The 16924-nt window shown below is 66.1% G+C and carries 19 protein-coding genes; 7 read left to right on the plus strand and 12 right to left on the minus strand.

The window, feature by feature from the left end:
- Nucleotides 1-60: 60 nt before the first annotated feature.
- On the minus strand, nt 61-1551 hold the full coding sequence (locus C8J45_RS13065; protein ID WP_056063049.1) for a replicative DNA helicase: 1491 nt from the start codon (nt 1549-1551) through the stop codon (nt 61-63).
- Nucleotides 1552-1650: 99 nt separating this feature from the next.
- On the opposite strand from C8J45_RS13065, the gene C8J45_RS13070 reads away from it, so the two are divergent.
- From C8J45_RS13070 to C8J45_RS13080, 3 genes are read left to right on the plus strand one after another with little or no spacing between them, the layout of a single operon-like run.
- Nucleotides 1651-2133 (plus strand): UPF0262 family protein, encoded by a 483-nt coding sequence (locus tag C8J45_RS13070; RefSeq protein ID WP_107963601.1) that lies wholly within the window; start codon nt 1651-1653, stop codon nt 2131-2133.
- Nucleotides 2134-2140: 7 nt separating this feature from the next.
- Nucleotides 2141-2818: a glycoside hydrolase family 25 protein gene (locus tag C8J45_RS13075; protein WP_107963602.1), complete on the plus strand. Its 678-nt coding sequence runs from the start codon at nt 2141-2143 to the stop codon at nt 2816-2818.
- The gene (locus C8J45_RS13080; RefSeq protein WP_107963603.1) at nt 2815-3264 is read left to right on the plus strand and encodes a cytidine deaminase; all 450 of its coding nucleotides are present in this window, start codon (nt 2815-2817) and stop codon (nt 3262-3264) included. Before C8J45_RS13075 ends, C8J45_RS13080 begins: the two co-directional genes overlap by 4 nt.
- Here C8J45_RS13080 and C8J45_RS13085 read toward each other — a convergent pair.
- The 8 genes from C8J45_RS13085 to C8J45_RS13120 all read right to left on the minus strand — a co-directional run bounded on the left by C8J45_RS13085 (nt 3261) and on the right by C8J45_RS13120 (nt 10600).
- Nucleotides 3261-3920, minus strand: coding sequence for an HPP family protein (locus C8J45_RS13085; RefSeq protein WP_308811350.1), 660 nt, complete (start codon nt 3918-3920; stop codon nt 3261-3263). The two genes, C8J45_RS13080 and C8J45_RS13085, sit on opposite strands and share 4 nt — an antisense overlap.
- Nucleotides 3921-4048: 128 nt before the next feature.
- The gene (locus tag C8J45_RS13090) at nt 4049-4894 is read right to left on the minus strand and encodes a protein-glutamate O-methyltransferase CheR (protein ID WP_107963605.1); all 846 of its coding nucleotides are present in this window, start codon (nt 4892-4894) and stop codon (nt 4049-4051) included.
- Nucleotides 4891-6012 carry a chemotaxis-specific protein-glutamate methyltransferase CheB gene (cheB, locus tag C8J45_RS13095; RefSeq protein WP_258191454.1) on the minus strand — a complete coding sequence of 374 codons (1122 nt, stop codon included), beginning with the start codon at nt 6010-6012 and terminating at the stop codon, nt 4891-4893. Before cheB ends, C8J45_RS13090 begins: the two co-directional genes overlap by 4 nt.
- 20 nt (nt 6013-6032) lie before the next feature.
- Nucleotides 6033-6398 carry a response regulator gene (locus C8J45_RS13100; RefSeq protein WP_107963606.1) on the minus strand — a complete coding sequence of 122 codons (366 nt, stop codon included), beginning with the start codon at nt 6396-6398 and terminating at the stop codon, nt 6033-6035.
- 79 nt (nt 6399-6477) lie between these two features.
- Entirely contained in the window at nt 6478-6906 is a 429-nt protein-coding gene (locus C8J45_RS13105) for a chemotaxis protein CheW (protein WP_107963607.1), read from the minus strand.
- On the minus strand, nt 6903-9221 hold the full coding sequence (locus tag C8J45_RS13110; protein WP_107963608.1) for a chemotaxis protein CheA: 2319 nt from the start codon (nt 9219-9221) through the stop codon (nt 6903-6905). The genes C8J45_RS13105 and C8J45_RS13110 overlap by 4 nt, the downstream gene beginning before the upstream one ends.
- Before the next feature lie 119 nt (nt 9222-9340).
- Nucleotides 9341-9985 (minus strand): histidine phosphotransferase family protein, encoded by a 645-nt coding sequence (locus tag C8J45_RS13115; RefSeq protein ID WP_107963609.1) that lies wholly within the window; start codon nt 9983-9985, stop codon nt 9341-9343.
- A 222-nt stretch (nt 9986-10207) separates the two neighbouring features.
- Nucleotides 10208-10600, minus strand: coding sequence for a M67 family metallopeptidase (locus C8J45_RS13120; protein WP_107963722.1), 393 nt, complete (start codon nt 10598-10600; stop codon nt 10208-10210).
- 17 nt (nt 10601-10617) lie between these two features.
- Here C8J45_RS13120 and C8J45_RS13125 point away from each other — a divergent pair, with 17 nt between their 5' ends.
- Genes C8J45_RS13125 through mtgA form a run of 4 tightly spaced genes read left to right on the plus strand, consistent with a single transcriptional unit; the run spans nt 10618 to nt 14479 of the window.
- Nucleotides 10618-11565 (plus strand): RluA family pseudouridine synthase, encoded by a 948-nt coding sequence (locus C8J45_RS13125; RefSeq protein WP_107963610.1) that lies wholly within the window; start codon nt 10618-10620, stop codon nt 11563-11565.
- A gap of 57 nt (nt 11566-11622) precedes the next feature.
- Nucleotides 11623-12525 carry an RNA polymerase sigma factor RpoH gene (gene rpoH / locus C8J45_RS13130; protein WP_056048373.1) on the plus strand — a complete coding sequence of 301 codons (903 nt, stop codon included), beginning with the start codon at nt 11623-11625 and terminating at the stop codon, nt 12523-12525.
- A gap of 1 nt (nt 12526) precedes the next feature.
- Nucleotides 12527-13798, plus strand: coding sequence for an NAD(P)/FAD-dependent oxidoreductase (locus C8J45_RS13135; RefSeq protein WP_107963611.1), 1272 nt, complete (start codon nt 12527-12529; stop codon nt 13796-13798).
- 9 nt (nt 13799-13807) lie between these two features.
- Complete coding sequence (gene mtgA, locus C8J45_RS13140; RefSeq protein WP_107963612.1) at nt 13808-14479, plus strand: monofunctional biosynthetic peptidoglycan transglycosylase; 672 nt, start codon at nt 13808-13810, stop codon at nt 14477-14479.
- 92 nt (nt 14480-14571) lie between these two features.
- Here mtgA and C8J45_RS13145 read toward each other — a convergent pair whose 3' ends face one another.
- The 3 genes from C8J45_RS13145 to C8J45_RS13155 form a co-directional block, all read right to left on the minus strand.
- Nucleotides 14572-14814, minus strand: coding sequence for a hypothetical protein (locus C8J45_RS13145; RefSeq protein WP_107963613.1), 243 nt, complete (start codon nt 14812-14814; stop codon nt 14572-14574).
- Nucleotides 14815-14894: 80 nt separating this feature from the next.
- Nucleotides 14895-15218, minus strand: coding sequence for a YbaB/EbfC family nucleoid-associated protein (locus tag C8J45_RS13150; RefSeq protein WP_060524617.1), 324 nt, complete (start codon nt 15216-15218; stop codon nt 14895-14897).
- On the minus strand, nt 15215-16909 hold the full coding sequence (locus tag C8J45_RS13155) for a DNA polymerase III subunit gamma/tau (RefSeq protein ID WP_107963723.1): 1695 nt from the start codon (nt 16907-16909) through the stop codon (nt 15215-15217). Before C8J45_RS13155 ends, C8J45_RS13150 begins: the two co-directional genes overlap by 4 nt.
- Nucleotides 16910-16924: the final 15 nt, after the last annotated feature.

Below are 16924 nucleotides of genomic sequence, written 5' to 3' on the forward strand. Positions count from 1 at the left end.
CCCACCGCAAGCGCGGCGGGCCCCTTCCCTCTCCCCGGAGGGGAGAGGGACACGATGGCTTCAATACTCGGCGAGATCCGAGAACTTCGTGATCGTCGGATCGAACTTCATCCGGACCTTGCCGGTCGCACCGTGGCGCTGCTTCGCGATGATAAGCTCCGCCAAGCCGTAGACCCGCTCCATCTCCGCCGCCCACGACGCGTGGTCCTCGAAGATCTTCGAACTATCCCCTTCCGCCGGCCGCTTGGGCTCCTTCGACGCGACGTAATAGTCCTCGCGGTACACGAACCAGACCATGTCGGCGTCCTGCTCGATCGACCCCGATTCGCGAAGATCCGACAGCATCGGCGTCTTGTCCTCGCGCGATTCCACCGCACGCGACAGCTGCGACAGCGCCAGCACCGGCACGTTGAGGTCCTTCGCCAGCGTCTTCAGCCCGCGTGAAATCTCGGAAATTTCCTGGACGCGGTTGCCGTCCTTGCTCTTGCCCGACCCCGACAGCAGTTGGAGGTAGTCGACCACCACCAGCCCGATCTCGTTGTTATGCCGGCGCTGCAACCGGCGCACGCGCGTATGCAGTGCGCCGATCGAGAGACCGCCGGTATCGTCGATGAACAGCGGCAGGTTCTCCAGTTCCGCGGCGGCGGCGGCGAGCTGTGCGAACTCGGTCCGGCTGATCTTACCCATGCGCAGCGATTCGGACGATATCTGCGACTGCTCGGCAAGAATACGCGTCGCCAGCTGATCCGCGGACATTTCCAGCGAGAAGAACGCGACCTTCGCCCCGACCGAATCCTTGGGCGCGATCCCGTCGGCCATGTCGCGCATCCAGCGCCGCGCGGCGTTGAACGCGATGTTGGTGGCGAGCGAGGTCTTGCCCATGCCCGGACGGCCGGCGAGGATCATCAGATCGCTGTGATGCATGCCGCCGATCTTCGCGTTGATCGAATCGATGCCGGTGGTGACGCCCGACAGGTTGCCGCCCGAGTTCAGCGCGCGCTCGGCCATCTTGACCGCCGCGGTGGTCGCCTGCGCGAACGACTTCACCGTGTTCTCGGAGCCGCCGTCGGCCGCAACCTTGAACAGCTCCTCCTCGGCCAGTTCGATCTGCGCCCGCGGATTGACTTCCTCGGAGGTATCCATCGCGCGATCGACGAGCGTGCGACCGACCGACACGAGCGCGCGGAGCATCGCGAGGTCGTAGATCTGCTGCGCGAACTGGCGCGCGCCGATCAGGCCGGCGCCGCTGCCGGTGAGTCCAGCCAGATACGCCGGTCCGCCAAGCTCACGCATACCCTCATCCGCATCGAACATCGGCCGCAGCGTCACCGGCGTCACCAGCATGTCGTTGCCGCGCAGCGTCTTGATCGCCGCGAAGATGCGCCCGTGAACGGGCTCGAAGAAATGCCCCGGTTCGAGCTTGTCGACAAGATCGTCCGCGAGCCGGTTGTCGATCATCATCGCGCCGAGCATTGCGGCCTCGGCCTCGACGTTGCGGGGAAGCTGCTGCGGCTCAGCCACGGCGGGAACGGGGAATGCGAGAGTTGCCATCCCCTGCACCTACGCGATGCATGGGTCCTCGTCCAAGCTACTCGCGCCGGAATGCTGGGGATAAGTGACAGGGCGAATGTCCCCCGCTATCGAACCGGTATGGCCGACCCGCGGATCATCGACGTGCAACTCGACGAGACCAGTCTCGGCTGGCGCTCGCCCGACGTCGAGCAGGAGCGGCGGATCGCGATCTTCGACCTGATCGAGGGCAATCACTTCGCCCCGCAGCGGGCCTATGCCGATGGCTATGCCGGGCCGTACAAGATCAAGCTCCAGTCGGAGGAAGGCCGCCTCGGCATCCATATCCACCGCGAGGACGATACGCATCTGGAAACGCTGGTGCTCGCGCTCGGGCGCTTCCGCCGGCCGATCCGCGATTATTTCTCGATCTGCGACAGCTATTACCAGGCGATCCGGCAATCCTCTCCCGCCCAGATCGAGACGGTCGACATGGCGCGCCGCGGCGTCCACAACGAAGCCGCCGAGCTGCTCAAGGAGCGCCTCGACGGCAAGATCGAGGTCGATTTCGACACTGCGCGACGGCTGTTCACGCTGATCTGCGTCCTCCACATCCGCAACTAGAAGACCCATGGCTCACGCACTTTTGAAATTCGCGGCCGCGCTCGCCGCGACCGGCTTTGTCGGTATCTGCGGCTGGACCGCCGCGACCGGCTGGCACCCCGACGTCAAACACTACCCGCTGCAGGGCATCGACCTCGCCGAGAACCCCGGCCCCGTCGAATGGGGCACGGTGCGCGCGAGCGGCGCCGACTTCGCCTATATCGTCGCCACGTCAGGTACCGACCGGCGCGATCCGGCATTCGAGACGAATTGGGCGGCGCTGCCCGACGCGGGCCTGCGACGCGGCGCGGTCCACGTCTATTCCTTGTGCCAGCGCGCGGACGAGCAGGCGAACGCGTTCAACACCTTCGTGCCGCGGACGTCGGACGCATTGCCGACCGCGGTCGACATCGCCTTCCACGACGACTGCACCGCGCGACCCGATCGCGCGACGCTGATCGCCGACATCGCGCAGTTCGTGACGATGGTCGAGACGCACACCCGGCAGCCGGTGATGCTGCGGATCAGCAAGGCGGTGGATTCGACGTACACGCTGTCGGATGCCGTGCCGCGGCCGCTATGGGCGGTGGAGAATATCCTCAAGCCCGACTACACCGCGCGGCCGTGGCGGATGTGGCGCGCAAGCGATTTCCGCCGCATCGACGGGATCGAAGGACCGGTGAATTGGGACGTGGTGGCATCATGACTGATCAAGCAACACAACTCGTAGCGGCAGCGCGTGACGCCGCGCGCAACGCCCACGCGCCCTATTCGCGGTTCGCGGTCGGTGCCGCGGTACTGCTCGACGACGGCACGGTGATCACCGGCGCGAACTTCGAGAATGCGAGCTACGGCTTGTCGCTGTGTGCCGAGACGGTCGCGATCGCCACCGCCAGTGCGGCGGGGCGGCTGCGTGATATCGTCGCGATCGGCGTGATCGGCGGCGCGATGGACGCCGACGGCCGCGCGACCGGCACATCACCCGTGAGCCCATGCGGGCGCTGTCGCCAGGTCATCAACGAAGCGGCGCAGATGGGCGGCCGCGACCTGCCGGTGCATTGCGGAGCGGCGGAAGGCGATGCGATCCGCACCTATACCGTGTCCGAATTGCTGCCCGACGCGTTCGGTCCAGCGGATCTTGGGGTCAGCTAAGCAACGCGTCCTGGAGGATCGCCGCTTATACTTCGCGTTCGTCGGTGCACCGCGTGATACGCGACACGGCCAAACAACAGATCCAGATCCTCCCGGCTGACGTCGAGCGTTTCGCCGAGATCGGCGAGCGCCTTGTCCAGATCCTCGGGGTGCGGCGTCGCTTCGTCCGGGATCAGCGGCTTCCCGGATACCGGTATCGCGCGATGTGGATAGCTGTGGCCGGAGAACCGGTGGAACAGAATGCCGCACGCGGTCAGTATGATGGCGTTGAGTGCGATCGGCACGACGGCGAACGCGAACCCCACCTGCAACACGGCGGGGCCGCCGACGACCGCGGTCAGCGCGACCGCCCCCGCCGGAGGGTGTAGCGACCGCGTCAATGACATCACGAGGATCGCGCCCGCCACTGCGATCGCCGCGGCGAACTCGGGCACGGGAACCAGTCTTGCCACGACGATGCCGACCAGCGCCGACAGGACATTCCCACCGATGACCGGCCAGGGTTGTGCGAGCGGACTTGCAGGCACGGCGAACACGAGAACTGCGGCGGCCCCCATCGGCGCCGCGATCAGCAGGACGCTGCCGTGCGGATGGACGAACGACGCGCTGATCGCACTCGTCAGCGCAATGCCGATCAGCGCTCCGAGGCAGGCCAACAGCCTGTCGCCAAGAGAGCCTCCTGCGAGAATGGGTACGAAAAACGCGCGCATGGTGAAATCCGGTGAGTGACCCCGGCTCCTATGGCGAACGGGGTCCGGTGTCACGGAACCTCGACGCTATGGCGCTAGCTCCTCGCCTCGATCGGCGTCTCGTAGAAGCCGCGAAAGCGCTTGCTCGGCTCGAACACGCGGGTCTGGCCGATCACCGTCTCGCCCGCACCCATCACCAACATGCCACCCGGCTTGAGCGCGGCGGCGATCTTCGGGAAAACCTGTCCCTTGGTGTTGGTCGACAGGTAGAGCAGCACGTTGCGGCAGAGAACGATGTCGAACTGCCCCGGCGGCGGCTGGTCGGAGACGAGGTTCATCCGACGATACGTCACCAGCGCGAGCAGTTCCGGCTTGGCGACCCAGTCGGTCCCGGTCGTATCGAACCAGCGGATCATCCGACGAACCGGCAGCCCGCGCTGGATCTCGAACTGCGAGAACCGGCCCGATCGCGCGCGAACGATCGCCGCATCGGAGACGTCGGTAGCGACGATCTCCGGCATCGACGCACCGCTCGTCTCGCGACGCTCGGCGAACTGCATCGCAAGCGACAGCGGTTCCTGACCGGTCGAGCAGCCTGCACACCAGATGCGCGCGCGCCGGCCATCCTGCTCGACGTCCGTAACGGCCTCCGCGAGCATCTCGAACACCAGCGCGTCGCGAAAGAAGGACGTCTCCTGGTTGACGAGCGCATCGACGATGGAGTCGCCGATCTGCCGATCGCTGCCCTGCAACAACTGCGTGACGAGCTGGTCTAGCGTGTCGAGTTTGCGCGCACGCAACAACGGTTTCAGCGCGGTATCCAGCCGCCACGAGCGATAGGCGGCGATCTGTTGACCGGTCCGTGCCTCGAGCAATGCGGTCAACACGCTGATCGCGGTCTGCGATGCCGTGGAGGAAGTCGGAAGATCACGGTGCGTCATGGTCGACGGCGCGATGCGACGAGGCGGCCGATCGCGTCCGGTGGCAGCACGGCGTCCGCCACGCCAGCAGCCGCGACCGCGCCCGGCATGCCCCATACGACCGAGCTCTGCTGATCCTGCGCAACGACGCAGCCGCCGACCTCGTGAACCCGCCGCGCGCCCTCGGCCCCATCGCGGCCCATCCCGCTAAGGATGATCGCCAGCATCCGTGCGCCGTACACATCGGCGAGCGAGCCGAGCATCGGATCGACCGAGGGCATGCAGCCGCTGGCGACCGGTTCGTGCGTGAGCCGGAACGCAGCACCGCCATCGGACAGCTTGACGCATTTCAGATGTGCGTCGCCCGGCGCTATGATGATCCGGCCCGGCCTAATCCGCAACCGATCGACCGCGACCTCGCACGGACGACCGGCAAGCAGCGCGATCTGCGCCGCGAAATACGGCATGAACGACGCCGGCAGATGCTGCGTGATGACGATCGGCAGGCGGAACCCAGCGGGCAGCGCGCGGAACATCTGGCTGAGTGCGTGGATGCCACCGGTCGAGGCGCCGATCGCAACGATGTCATAGTCCGCGCTGCTAGAGATCTGCCGCGTCGGAGCTTCGTCGCTCTCGCGCGTCGAGCGTACGTTAGACTGGGGAGCAGGACGCACCAACGCCGCAGCCGGCATCGGCGAGGGTCGCTCGCTCAGCTTTTCGAGCTTGGCGACGAGCATCGATCCGAACCGGCCGGACAATGCTCCCGCCGCCGGCTTGATAAGCGTCTCGGCCGCACCCAGCGCGAGCGCCTGGACCGCGATGGCCCCGCCCTCGTCCGCGGTCGACGACACGATCAGCACCTTGGCCCCCCGCCCCGCCGCAACGAGCGACGGCAGTGCGGTCAGTCCGTCGACCCCCGGCATCTGGATATCGAGCAGGATGAAATCGACCATCGCCCGACCTAGAAACTCGAGCGCCGCTGCGACGTTGCCGACCGCACCGACCACCGAGAAGCGGTCGCTCGCATCGATCATCCGCGCGATGACGGCGCGGGCGACGACCGAATCGTCGACGATCAACACCTGCGCGGTGTCGAGACCGTCGCGATCCGAGTACCGCGAGACAGGAAGGGGCCGGATCGTCACCGTGGCGCCTCGGTTCAGGCCATGCCGACGATCTGGAGCTTCGATTCGAGCGTATCGCGGTCGAACGGCTTCATCACATATTCGTCCGCGCCCGCTTCGATCGCCGCGCGGATATAGGCCATGCCGTTCTCGGTGGTGCAGAACACGACCTTGGGCCGGCGCGGCACATCGGCTTCACGCAGCGCACGCAGGAAATCCATCCCGCTCATCACCGGCATGTTCCAGTCGAGCAGGATCACGTCGGGCAGCGACGCCATGCAGGCCGCCAGCGCCTCGCGGCCGTCACAGGCTTCGGTGACGGTGAAGTCGAGCGTCTCCAGGATGTGACGCGCGACTTTGCGGATCACCTTCGAATCATCGACGACAAGACAGGTCTTCATGGCAGGCCTTCCGGGGCAAATCGTGCGACCGTCCTAGATCGCAAAGGGTAAGCAGCGAGTTAAGCGTGGAAATTCAGACTCAAGCGGCCAGCGGCGTCGCAGGAATGACGGCCACCAGATCGAGTATCAGCAACGGGTCTCCGTCGCGCTCGACGATGCCGGTGCCCGCCCGGCCCCAGCCGCCTTGCAGCGCGAGTCCGGACGACAGGGGCAGCCGCACGAACGGCGCGACGTCTTCGACGGAATCGACCAGTATCGCGTAATGATGCCCGTCGACGACCGTGATCACCGCGCGCCGCACCGTGTCGGGCGTCGGCGAAAGGCCGAGCGCGGTACCCGTGTCGATCACCGTCACCACCCGGCTGCGCAGCGCGGCCAATCCTCGTACGAACGTGCTCGCGCGCGGCACCGCGACGACCTCGCCGATGTCGACCACCGAATCGACCTGCGCGGTATCGATCGCGACACCGCGACCGGCGATATGCGCGATCAGGAACAACTCGGTCACAGGCCCCTCCGAGCGGCGATCGCCGCGATCAAGGCAGGCCGGTCATAACGATAGACGCTCGCGTCACCGTCGCCCTCGGCATTGCGCGCACGCCGCAACGTCACAACCGGAGCCAGAGTCTCCCGAACCGGTGCGTCCTCCATCGCCAGCGCGACCGCGGCCGTCTCGCCCGCCGCCAGCGCGGTGACGCAGCGATAACCGGACGCCTCCAGTGCGGGCTTGAGGAACGTTTCCATCCAGCCCGATCCGTCGACCTGCAACAGGCATACCGGCGGCGATGCGATCGTCACTGGCTCGCCTGCAAACAGAGCATGCGGATCGACCAGTTCGATCTGCTCGCCAGCGATCAGCACGACACCGGCGATAGGTCCGGTCCCGCCCGACGCGGAGCGACGCGCCGGCGCGATCTCGGCGGGCAGCGTCACGATCTCGATCGCATCGGCAATCGCATAGGCCATCTCGCTTTCGCCGTCGGTCAGCCGCAGAACGGCGACTTCGCTCCGGTCGCCGATCTCTCCGACCGCGTGAAGCGGGATGATCGCATCGCCGACCGACAGCCGCATCGCTCCGGCCGTCCAGCGGATCGCGCTGGTCGGGACGGGCTCGACGCGATCGATCACCGCCAGCGCGATCGCGCGCCGCTGGCCGTCGAGATCGTCGAACAGCAATGCCGGCACGCCTGGGACGACCACCTCGTCGGCGGTTGCATCGTGCACGACCACCGGCGCGAAGCGCAGCCCCGCCACCGCGGCTATGCCCGATGCGTCGAGCAACAGCATCGGCAGGCCGTTGTCGGGCAGCGTCTTCCCCGCATAGACACCGGTCGCCATCACCGCGGGCGAGGCCGGTTTCACGACCAGTTCCTCGGTATCGATCACGGTATCGACACCCAGCGCATACTCGCCCTCGCGGGTCGACACGATCACCAGGGTCGGCGGCGGCTCGGTACCGAGGCGGAACAGATGACCGAGCGAAACCAGCGGCATCCGGCGCCCCCGGACCAGCACCGCCGCGGCGTCGCCGATCGCCTCGATCCGTACGGAATCGCCGCGGACCGTCACGATCTCCTCGATCGACTGGCGTGCGAGTGCGAAGCGCTGCGTGCCGACACCGACGATGATCGTCGACAGGATCGACAGCGTCAGCGGCACGTGGATGACGATGCGAAGCCCGCGCCCCGGATCGTTGGTCAGGACGATCCGGCCGCCGATCTGTTCGATGTTCGCGCGGACCACGTCCATGCCGACGCCGCGACCGGACGTGGCGGTGACGGTATCGCGGCTCGACAGGCCGGGTGCGAAGATCAGGTCGAGCTTGGCGGTCGCGCTCATCGCCGCGAGTTCGGCGAGCGTGTGGAGATTCTGCTCCGCGGCCTTGGCGACAATCCGGGCTACGTCGATGCCCTGCCCGTCGTCGCTGATCTCGATAAGGATCTGGTTGCCGGACTGGCGCGCGGAAACCACCAGACGCCCCGTTTCGGGCTTGCCGGCGACGCGGCGCACCATCGGCGTCTCGATTCCGTGATCGATCGAGTTGCGGATGATATGGACCAGCGGATCGCGCATCAACTCGATCATCTCGCGGTCGAGTTCGACATCGGCGCCCTCGATCACGAGGTTCACCGCCTTGCACAGCTCCGCGCTGGTATCGCGCACCATCCGCGGCAACGCGGAGAACAGCGCATCGACCTTCTGCATGCGCGTCCGCGTGACGGTGTCGCGCATGTCGGCGACGGTCAGCGACAGGCGTTCCAGCGCGGCCTCGACCTTCGGGTCGACATCGCTGTCCCGCAGCCGCCGCGCCAGCTCGTTACGCGCCAGAACCATCTCGGACATGCCGCTCATCATGTGATCGAGCAGATCGACGTTGAGGCGTACGCTGCGACTGGTGGCGCGGCCGGCGGGTACCGAAGCGGCCGGAACGGTTACAGCCGCCGCCTGACGCTGCGCGTCCGGGGCAAGCGCGGCGATCAGTAGGTCCTCGCCCGAATCGTCCAGCGCCGAGCCTGCATCGATCGCCTCGACGATCTCAGAAATCCGGTCGACGATGCCGAGCACCGCGTTGACGAGCGCCGTATCGGGCGTTCGCTTGCCCTCGCGGACGGCGGCCAGCACGTCTTCCGCCGCATGGCTGAGCCGGGCAAGTCGCGGCAGGTCGAGAAACCCGCAGCTTCCCTTGACGGTGTGCACGAAGCGGAAGATCGCATCGAGGCGGGCGCCGTCGGCGGGCTGCGCCTCCCATGCGACGATCTCGCCGGAGATCGCTCCCAGCGTTTCGCGCGTCTCGGCAATGAATTCCTGTAACAGATCGTCCATGCCGGCCCCGCGTTCGAGACACCGTCATGCATGGTGGAGGTTAAGAGCGCGTTAGCTCTGGTAGGAAGAACCGGTGCTTCGATTCCTCCCCGCACGCAGGATCGCGAACCTCGACGCGCTTACCGCGCGCTGAAGACCGCACCGAAGATCATTATGTCATCGGCGGGCTCGGAGACGATCACCGTTCCACCAGCCTCGGTGACCAGCGTTTTGATCATGTACGCGGCTGCGGCGCGTGGCGTGACGTTGTGAACGCCCTCGCCCTCGACCAGCGTACGCCGGATCTCGGGATCGAGCACGATACGGGCCCCCTCGATCTTGACGACGATCTCCAGCTGGCCGTCATTGTCCTCGGCGCCTACCTCCATCGTACCGCCGCGTACGAGCGATTCGGTCGCGACCAGCGCGAGGTTGAGCAGCACCTTTACTGCCGACCGCGGCATCGCCGTCGTCTCGACCGCCCAGACGAACGTGATCCGCTTGTTCTCGGCAACCAGCCCTTCGATCGCGGTGCGCGCCTCATGTGTATCGACCAGTTCGCCGAACCCGCCCGCCGCCCCGAAGGCCAGGCGGAAGAACTTCAGCTTGCTCGCGGACGCGCGTGCGCTGTCGGCGAGCAACTGAATCACGCGCTCGCGCATTGCCGGGTCGGTCTCGTCAGCGAGCAGTTCCAGTCCGTTGTTCAACGCTCCTACCGGTGAGAGCAGGTCGTGACACAGGCGCGAACAGAGCAGGCTCGCGAAATCGACCGGGCTGACCGTCATGAAAATCCCCTAATTCTGGAGGGTCTTGTGACGGGGGTGCAGCCGCTGCGCAAGTGCGACGGCTTGGGAGAAGCGGACCAAACCCGCCCCGTGACCCCGGCCCTGTTCCGGGGTCCACGATTCCGCAGACTAACGGCTATTGGATGGGCGGAACGGTGGATGCCGGAACGAGGCTCTCCTGAGCGTAGCCGAAGGGCCCGGCACGACTGAATTCGACGAGCCTTACGTGCAGTCGATCGCCTCTTCGACGAATGCTCCGACGTCGACCGATCGCCAGGCGCGCGCTCGACCCGCGCCGATAATCAACCAGACCGCCCCGTCCCCCATCGCCTGCGCCGCATCGCGCGGAGACGGAACAGGCAAACCAGATGGATGCGAGTGATAATGCCCGATCACGGCCATCCCGCCCGATCGCGCGTGCCGATGCGCGGCGAACAACGCGGCTGGATCGATCTCGAACGTCCGCGCGGGGTTCGCCGCTACGTTCGCGCACGCTGCCGTCGCTTCGATCCGTCCCGCCGCCCCGAACAGCAGCCCGCAGACCTCCGCATCCGGCGACGCAGCCGCTTCTGCGACCAGCCGCTGCAGCAATTCGCTTGAAATCGTCACGCTCATCGCCACATCGGTAGGACATGGACCGGGGGGTTTCCATCGTCGAAGCATCGATCACACCGGCCACGGATGGCTGGAGGCTGGATCGTGCGCTCGCCGAAGTGCTTCCCGATATGTCGCGCGAGCGGTTGAAAGCGCTGATTGCCGCGGGCCAGGTGTCACTCAACGGTCGCGAGTGGCGCGATTCGGCGAAGAAGGCGGCGGCAGGCCAGGTTTTCGCGGTTGTGATCCCTCCGCCGACGCCGCTGCACAACGAAGCGCAGGATATCCCGCTCGTCGTCGCCTATGAGGACGACGACCTGATCGTGATCGACAAGCCCGCCGGGCTCGTCGTCCACCCTGCCGCGGGGAACTTCGACGGGACGCTCGTCAATGCGCTGCTCCATCACTGCGCCGGCAATCTGTCGGGCATCGGCGGTGTCGCGCGGCCCGGCATCGTCCACCGCATCGACAAGGACACGTCGGGGCTGATGATCGCCGCCAAGACGGATCGCGCACACGAAGGCCTGGCGAAGCAGTTCCACGACCACAGCATCGACCGCCGCTACAAGGCGATCGTCGGCGGTGTCCCGCGCCCGCCGAGCGGGACGGTCAACGCACCGCTCGCGCGCAGTCCGCAGAACCGGAAGAAGATCGCGATCGTCGAGGGTGGCAAGCGCGCGGTGACGCATTTCTCGACGATCACGGCGCTCCGCGGTGCGGCGTTGATCGAGTGCCGGCTGGAGACGGGCCGTACGCATCAGGTGCGCGTGCACATGGCGTCGATCGGCCACGCCTTGTTGGGGGACCCGGTCTATGGTAGAACAAAGCAAGCTCAGAAGTCGCTGCTCGAAACGCTCGGTTTCCGCCGGCAGGCCTTGCACGCGGCGCATCTGGGGTTCATCCATCCGGTGAAAAGCATCGCTTTGGCGTTCGAAAGCGAAATGCCCGCAGACATGCAGGAACTGTTCACCCAGCTTCACGTATAGATAACCGGTCCTATGCCGCATTGCGGCAATCGGGGTCAGCAGAAAGGGATTACGACAATGGCAGCCCGCTCCAACGTTCCAGCGACGATTCCTGCGCTCGGCAGCGAGGCGGGTCTCAATCGCTATCTCGCCGAGATTAAGAAATTCCCCCTCCTGAAACCCGAGCAGGAATATATGCTCGCCAAGCGCTTTCAGGAGCATGGCGACACCGAGGCCGCGGCGCAGCTGGTGACCTCGCATCTCCGCCTCGTGGCGAAGATCGCGATGGGCTATCGCGGCTACGGCTTGCCGACATCGGAGCTGATCTCCGAGGGCAACATCGGGCTCATGCAGGGCGTGAAGAAGTTCGAGCCAGAGCGTGGCTTCCGTCTCGCGACCTATGCGATGTGGTGGATCCGTGCCTCGATCCAGGAATACATCCTGCGCTCGTGGAGCCTCGTGAAGATGGGCACCACCGCCGCGCAGAAGAAGCTGTTCTTCAACCTGCGCCGGATGAAGAGCCGCCTCGATGCGTTCGAGGACGGGGATCTGCGCCCCGAACACGTCACCAAAATTGCGACAGATCTCGGTGTGGCCGAAACCGACGTAGTAAGCATGAACCGTCGCATGGCGATGGGCGGTGACACGTCGCTCAACGTGCCGATGCGTGAGGACGGCGAAGGCCAGTGGCAGGATTGGCTGCAGGACGATGCGCCGTTGCAGGACAAGATCGTCGCCGATGCGCAGGAGGCGGACGTTCGCCACTCGATGCTGGTGTCGGCGATGGATGACCTCAACGAACGCGAGCAGCATATCCTGACCGAGCGTCGCCTGACGGACGATCCGAAGACGCTCGAGGAACTGTCGCAGGTCTACGGCGTGTCGCGCGAGCGCGTGCGGCAGATCGAGGTGCGTGCGTTCGAGAAGCTGCAGAAGGCGATGATGCGGATCGCCGGCGAGAAGCGCCTGCTGGCAGCGTAACATGGTGCGCACCGTCGTCATCGGCGGCGGTGCGGCCGGTATTGCTGCGGCACGGACGCTGCACGATGCGCGGCATGAGGTCCTACTGGTCGAAGCCAGCGACCGTATAGGTGGCCGAGCCCATTGCCTTTCCCTGAAAAGCTTGTTCCCCCGCGAAGGCGGGGGCCCAGACTGGACCCCCGCCTTCGCGGGGGAACATGTAGACGCCGGTTGTGGCTGGCTGCATTCCGCCCAGCGCAACCCGTGGACCGACATTGCTGAGGCAACAGGCTTCACCGTCGATCGCTCCGACGCGAACTGGCGCACCCAGTGGCACAACCTTGGTTTTCCACCCGAAGATCAGTCGGCCTCTGCCAAAGCCTACCAAGATTGGAACGAGCGAGCCCTTGCCGCTCTAGAAGGCCTCGACCGCCCCCTCTCCGACTTCATCGCCCCCGACAACAAATGGCGCCCGAAGATCGACGCGATCTCCGGCTACGCCAACGGCGCAAACCTCGCGCAAGTCTCGCTCCACGATTGGGCAGCCTACGAAAAAGCCGCCACCGACGACAATTGGACGGTCAAGGAAGGCTACGGCACGCTCGTCGCCAGCCATGCCGCCGATCTGAATATCCGCCTCTCCACCCCGGTAACGCGCATCGACCACAGCGGCCGCCGCATCAAACTCGACACCCCGGCTGGAACGATCGAAGCGGACCACGTCATCGTCTGCGTCCCCACCACCGCCCTCGCGCGGTCGCAGATTATCTTCGACCCGCCGCTCCCCGACAAGCATGCCGCCGCCGCGGACCTTCCGCTCGGCCTTGCGGACAAGGTGTTCCTCCACGTCGACCGCCCCGAATGGCCGACCAACGCGCACTTAGTCGGCAACCCCTACAGCGCTTGCACCGCCAGCCACCGCCTTTCTCCGTTCGGCTGGCCGATCGTCGAGAGCTTCTTTGGTGGCGACTGCGCGGAGATGCTGGAGGACGGCGATGCGGCACAGTTCGCGATCGACGAACTCGTAGGGTTACTCGGCAGCGACTGGCGCAAGCGCTTCACGCCACTGGCCGCGACCCGCTGGCGGCACGAACCCTATATCGGCGGTAGCTACAGTCACGCGCGAATTGGCAGGGCCGGGCAGCGTGCCGTCCTGGCCGCCTCGGTCGACGGCCGTATCCACTTCGCCGGTGAAGCATGCCACGCGTTCGACTTCTCCACAGCCCACGGCGCGTACGAAACTGGCGTGACCGCCGCCCGTGCGGTCATTGGCGAGGCCGCGACGATCGCATAAGGAGCGGCGATGGGCCTTATCCACATCGCCGCCAAGATCGTCTTCGCTTTCGTCCTGATCACGGTAGCGTGGGTCGGAGTCTATCGCTTCGTGCCGGTGCCGTTCACCTGGACGATGATGGGTGACGTCATCAACGGCCACGGCGTGACCAAGGACTGGATGCCGCTGTCGGAAATGGATCCTGACATGGCACGCGCGGCGATCGCTGGCGAGGATTCGCGGTTCTGTTCGCATCACGGCTTCGATTTTAAGGCTATGGCGGGGGCTGCGGCGCGCAACGCGCAGGGCGGGCGGATCCGCGGTGGGTCGACGATCAGCCAGCAGACCGCGAAGAACGCGTTCCTGTTCCAGGGTGGCGGCTATGTGCGGAAAGCGTTCGAGGCGTATTTTACCGTGCTGATCGAGACGCTGTGGGGGAAGCGGCGGATCATGGAGGTGTATCTTAACATCGCCGAGACGGGGATCGGGACCTACGGCGCCAACGCTGGGGCGATCCGGTATTTCAACCACGATGCGTCGAAGCTGTCGCCGACCGAGGCGGGGCGGATTGCCGCCGTGTTGCCGTTGCCCAAGAAGCGGGCTGCGATCGATCCTCATGGGTTCGTGCGGAAGCACGGGAATACGCTGTCGCGGCGGGTTTCGGTTGTCCGGAACGATGGGTTGGATAGCTGTCTTCGATAAGGGCACCGCGACCTTTAGGAGCTAGCACCCCTGCCTAGGCCACGGCCAGGCTGTGTCCCCACCTTCGAGGGGACACATGCCCTTGGCAGACGTTACTGCGTCGACTTCTCGACCGCGTCGCCGGCCTTGTCGGCTGCGCTGCCTACGCTCTTCGCCGCCGAAGTGATCGCCGCGTCTTTGCTGTTCTGCGCGCCTTGGCGGCTGAACAGGTAATAGCCGCCGATCAGCACCGCAATTAACAATACGACGGCGATCAGCGTGCCGCCCCCGCCGCTCCGGCGCTCGATAACGGTGGTGTGGGTGGTCGGGGTTTCGACGATACGCTCTTCGGCCATTTTGACTCTCCCTGATTACTGGAGAGCGCAACGCCGGCCGAAGAACGATTGTTCCCGCGCCGAAACGAACCCGATTTGGTTCAGAACGGCAGCTTGAAGCCTGGCGGCAGTTGCAGGCCGCTGGTCATCTTCGACATCTCGCTGCCCGATACCGCGTCGGCCTTCGCGCGCGCGTCGTTGAAGGCGGCCGTGAGGAGGTCCTCGAGCATCTGCTTCTCGCTCACCTGCATCAGCGAATCGTCGATCGCGATGTTGATGATACGGCCCTTGGCGGACGCCTTCACCTTGACGAGCCCGCCGCCGGACGCGCCCTCGACCTCGATCGTATCGAGGCTGGCCTGCGCCTTTTCGAGTTCGCTCTGGACGTTCTGCGCCATCGCGAGGATTTCATCGATATTCTTCATGCGTTGCTCCTTTGGCCGGGCCACGATTCTAGCTGGGCGTCGGGAAACGCTGCCACCGCGGCCTTCATGATGGGGGATTCGAGAATAGCCTGGCGCACCGCGGCGTCGGCGGCGTCCTGCGCCTCGCGCAGCGTCGGCGCGCCAGGGGCGTCGACGATCGACACTTTCCACGCGGTCCGCGTCACGCTCTTCAACAGCGTGTTGAGTTCGGCGAGCGTGTCGGCCGAGACCGGGCGACTGCCGCTGAGGACGAATTCGGGCGGCGAGTAACTGACGACGCGTGCGCCGTGACGAAGACGCGCGGCGATCGCGAGGCCGCCTGATTCGTCGAGCAGATCGACCAGCGCTTCGAACGTCGGCGGCAGGATCGGGCCGGTCGCTGCGGGTTCGGGCGCCTTCGCCGTAGCTCCAGCGTTCCAGGGCGGCGCTTCGCCGGACGGGGGCGCAGGTGGCGGCGGCACCGTTGGTGCAGCTGCGGGGGTCGCACCGCTGGCGATCTGCCGCGCGAGCTCGCCGGGGTCGGGCAGCGTCGAGGCGTAGATCGCGCGCAACAGCGCCATCTCCGCGGCCTCGATCGGCAGCGCAGCCTTGGCGACCTCGTCATGACCCTTGAGGAACAGCTGCCACAACCGGTGCAGCGCGGGGAAGCCGAGCGATGCGGCCCATTCCTCGCGTGCCGCACGCTCCTCCATCGGCTGCGCAGCGTCCGCCGGCGTGCCGACCTTGGTCAGCGTGATGCCGTGGACGGTTTCGAGCAGCGAGCGGAGCACCGACAGTGGGTCGACGCCGTAATCATATTGGCGGCGCATCGAGGCGAGCGCCCCTGCCACGTCGCCGGCCAGGATCAGCGTCAGCAGGTCGCGGACCGCGCCCCGGTCCGACAGGCCGAGCATCTGGCGGACCGCATCGGCCGTCACGCCGCCGCCTTCGAGCCCGGCATGCGCGATCGCCTGGTCGAGGATCGAGAGGCCGTCGCGCGCGGAGCCTTCCGCGGCGCGCGCGATCAGCATCAGTGCCTCGGGATCGGCAACGACGCCCTCTTCGGTCGACACCCAGGCGAAGTGCTTGGCGAGCTGCTCGGCGGAGATGCGGCGAAGGTCGAACCGCTGGCAGCGCGACAGGACCGTCACGGGGACCTTGTTCACTTCGGTCGTCGCGAACAGGAATTTTACATGCGGGGGCGGCTCCTCCAGCGTCTTCAGCAACGCGTTGAACGCGTTCTTCGACAGCATGTGGACTTCGTCGATGATGTAGATCTTGAAGCGCGCGGTGACCGCCGAATAGCGTGACGCGTCGATGATCTCGCGGACATCGTCGACACCGGTGTGGCTGGCGGCATCCATCTCGATCACATCGATGTGGCGGCCCTCGGCGATCGCGCGGCAGGGTTCGCAGACGCCGCAGGGATCGATCGTCGGGCCGCCGTCGCCGTCGGGGCCGATGCAGTTGAGTGCCTTGGCGATCAGGCGTGCGGTCGACGTCTTGCCGACCCCGCGGACGCCGGTCATCAGGAAGGCGTGCGCGAGCCGGTCGCGCTTGATCGCGTTGCCGAGCGTCTGGACCATCGCGTCCTGCCCGATCAGCTCGGAAAAGGTCTGCGGACGGTATTTGCGCGCGAGCACGCGGTAGGCGGGGGCATCCGGTGCTTTAGTCGGCTGCGGGGGTTCGCCCAGGTCGAAGGAATCTGACATTGCGGTCGTCATAGC

Source organism: Sphingomonas sp. PP-CE-3G-477 (genome assembly GCF_003050745.1).
In the GTDB taxonomy this organism is placed as follows: Bacteria; Pseudomonadota; Alphaproteobacteria; order Sphingomonadales; family Sphingomonadaceae; genus Sphingomonas.

What these genes read in the sequence shown, in the direction of transcription:
- C8J45_RS13065 (WP_056063049.1), bottom strand. Translation starts at nt 1,551, where the DNA reads ATGGCAACTCTCGCATTCCCCGTTCCCGCCGTGGCTGAGCCGCAGCAG.
- C8J45_RS13070 (WP_107963601.1), top strand. Translation starts at nt 1,651, where the DNA reads ATGGCCGACCCGCGGATCATCGACGTGCAACTCGACGAGACCAGTCTC.
- C8J45_RS13075 (WP_107963602.1), top strand. Translation starts at nt 2,141, where the DNA reads ATGGCTCACGCACTTTTGAAATTCGCGGCCGCGCTCGCCGCGACCGGC.
- C8J45_RS13080 (WP_107963603.1), top strand. Translation starts at nt 2,815, where the DNA reads ATGACTGATCAAGCAACACAACTCGTAGCGGCAGCGCGTGACGCCGCG.
- C8J45_RS13090 (WP_107963605.1), bottom strand. Translation starts at nt 4,894, where the DNA reads ATGACGCACCGTGATCTTCCGACTTCCTCCACGGCATCGCAGACCGCG.
- C8J45_RS13100 (WP_107963606.1), bottom strand. Translation starts at nt 6,398, where the DNA reads ATGAAGACCTGTCTTGTCGTCGATGATTCGAAGGTGATCCGCAAAGTC.
- C8J45_RS13110 (WP_107963608.1), bottom strand. Translation starts at nt 9,221, where the DNA reads ATGGACGATCTGTTACAGGAATTCATTGCCGAGACGCGCGAAACGCTG.
- C8J45_RS13115 (WP_107963609.1), bottom strand. Translation starts at nt 9,985, where the DNA reads ATGACGGTCAGCCCGGTCGATTTCGCGAGCCTGCTCTGTTCGCGCCTG.
- C8J45_RS13120 (WP_107963722.1), bottom strand. Translation starts at nt 10,600, where the DNA reads ATGAGCGTGACGATTTCAAGCGAATTGCTGCAGCGGCTGGTCGCAGAA.
- C8J45_RS13125 (WP_107963610.1), top strand. Translation starts at nt 10,618, where the DNA reads ATGGACCGGGGGGTTTCCATCGTCGAAGCATCGATCACACCGGCCACG.
- rpoH (WP_056048373.1), top strand. Translation starts at nt 11,623, where the DNA reads ATGGCAGCCCGCTCCAACGTTCCAGCGACGATTCCTGCGCTCGGCAGC.
- C8J45_RS13135 (WP_107963611.1), top strand. Translation starts at nt 12,527, where the DNA reads ATGGTGCGCACCGTCGTCATCGGCGGCGGTGCGGCCGGTATTGCTGCG.
- mtgA (WP_107963612.1), top strand. Translation starts at nt 13,808, where the DNA reads ATGGGCCTTATCCACATCGCCGCCAAGATCGTCTTCGCTTTCGTCCTG.
- C8J45_RS13145 (WP_107963613.1), bottom strand. Translation starts at nt 14,814, where the DNA reads ATGGCCGAAGAGCGTATCGTCGAAACCCCGACCACCCACACCACCGTT.
- C8J45_RS13150 (WP_060524617.1), bottom strand. Translation starts at nt 15,218, where the DNA reads ATGAAGAATATCGATGAAATCCTCGCGATGGCGCAGAACGTCCAGAGC.
- C8J45_RS13155 (WP_107963723.1), bottom strand. Translation starts at nt 16,909, where the DNA reads ATGTCAGATTCCTTCGACCTGGGCGAACCCCCGCAGCCGACTAAAGCA.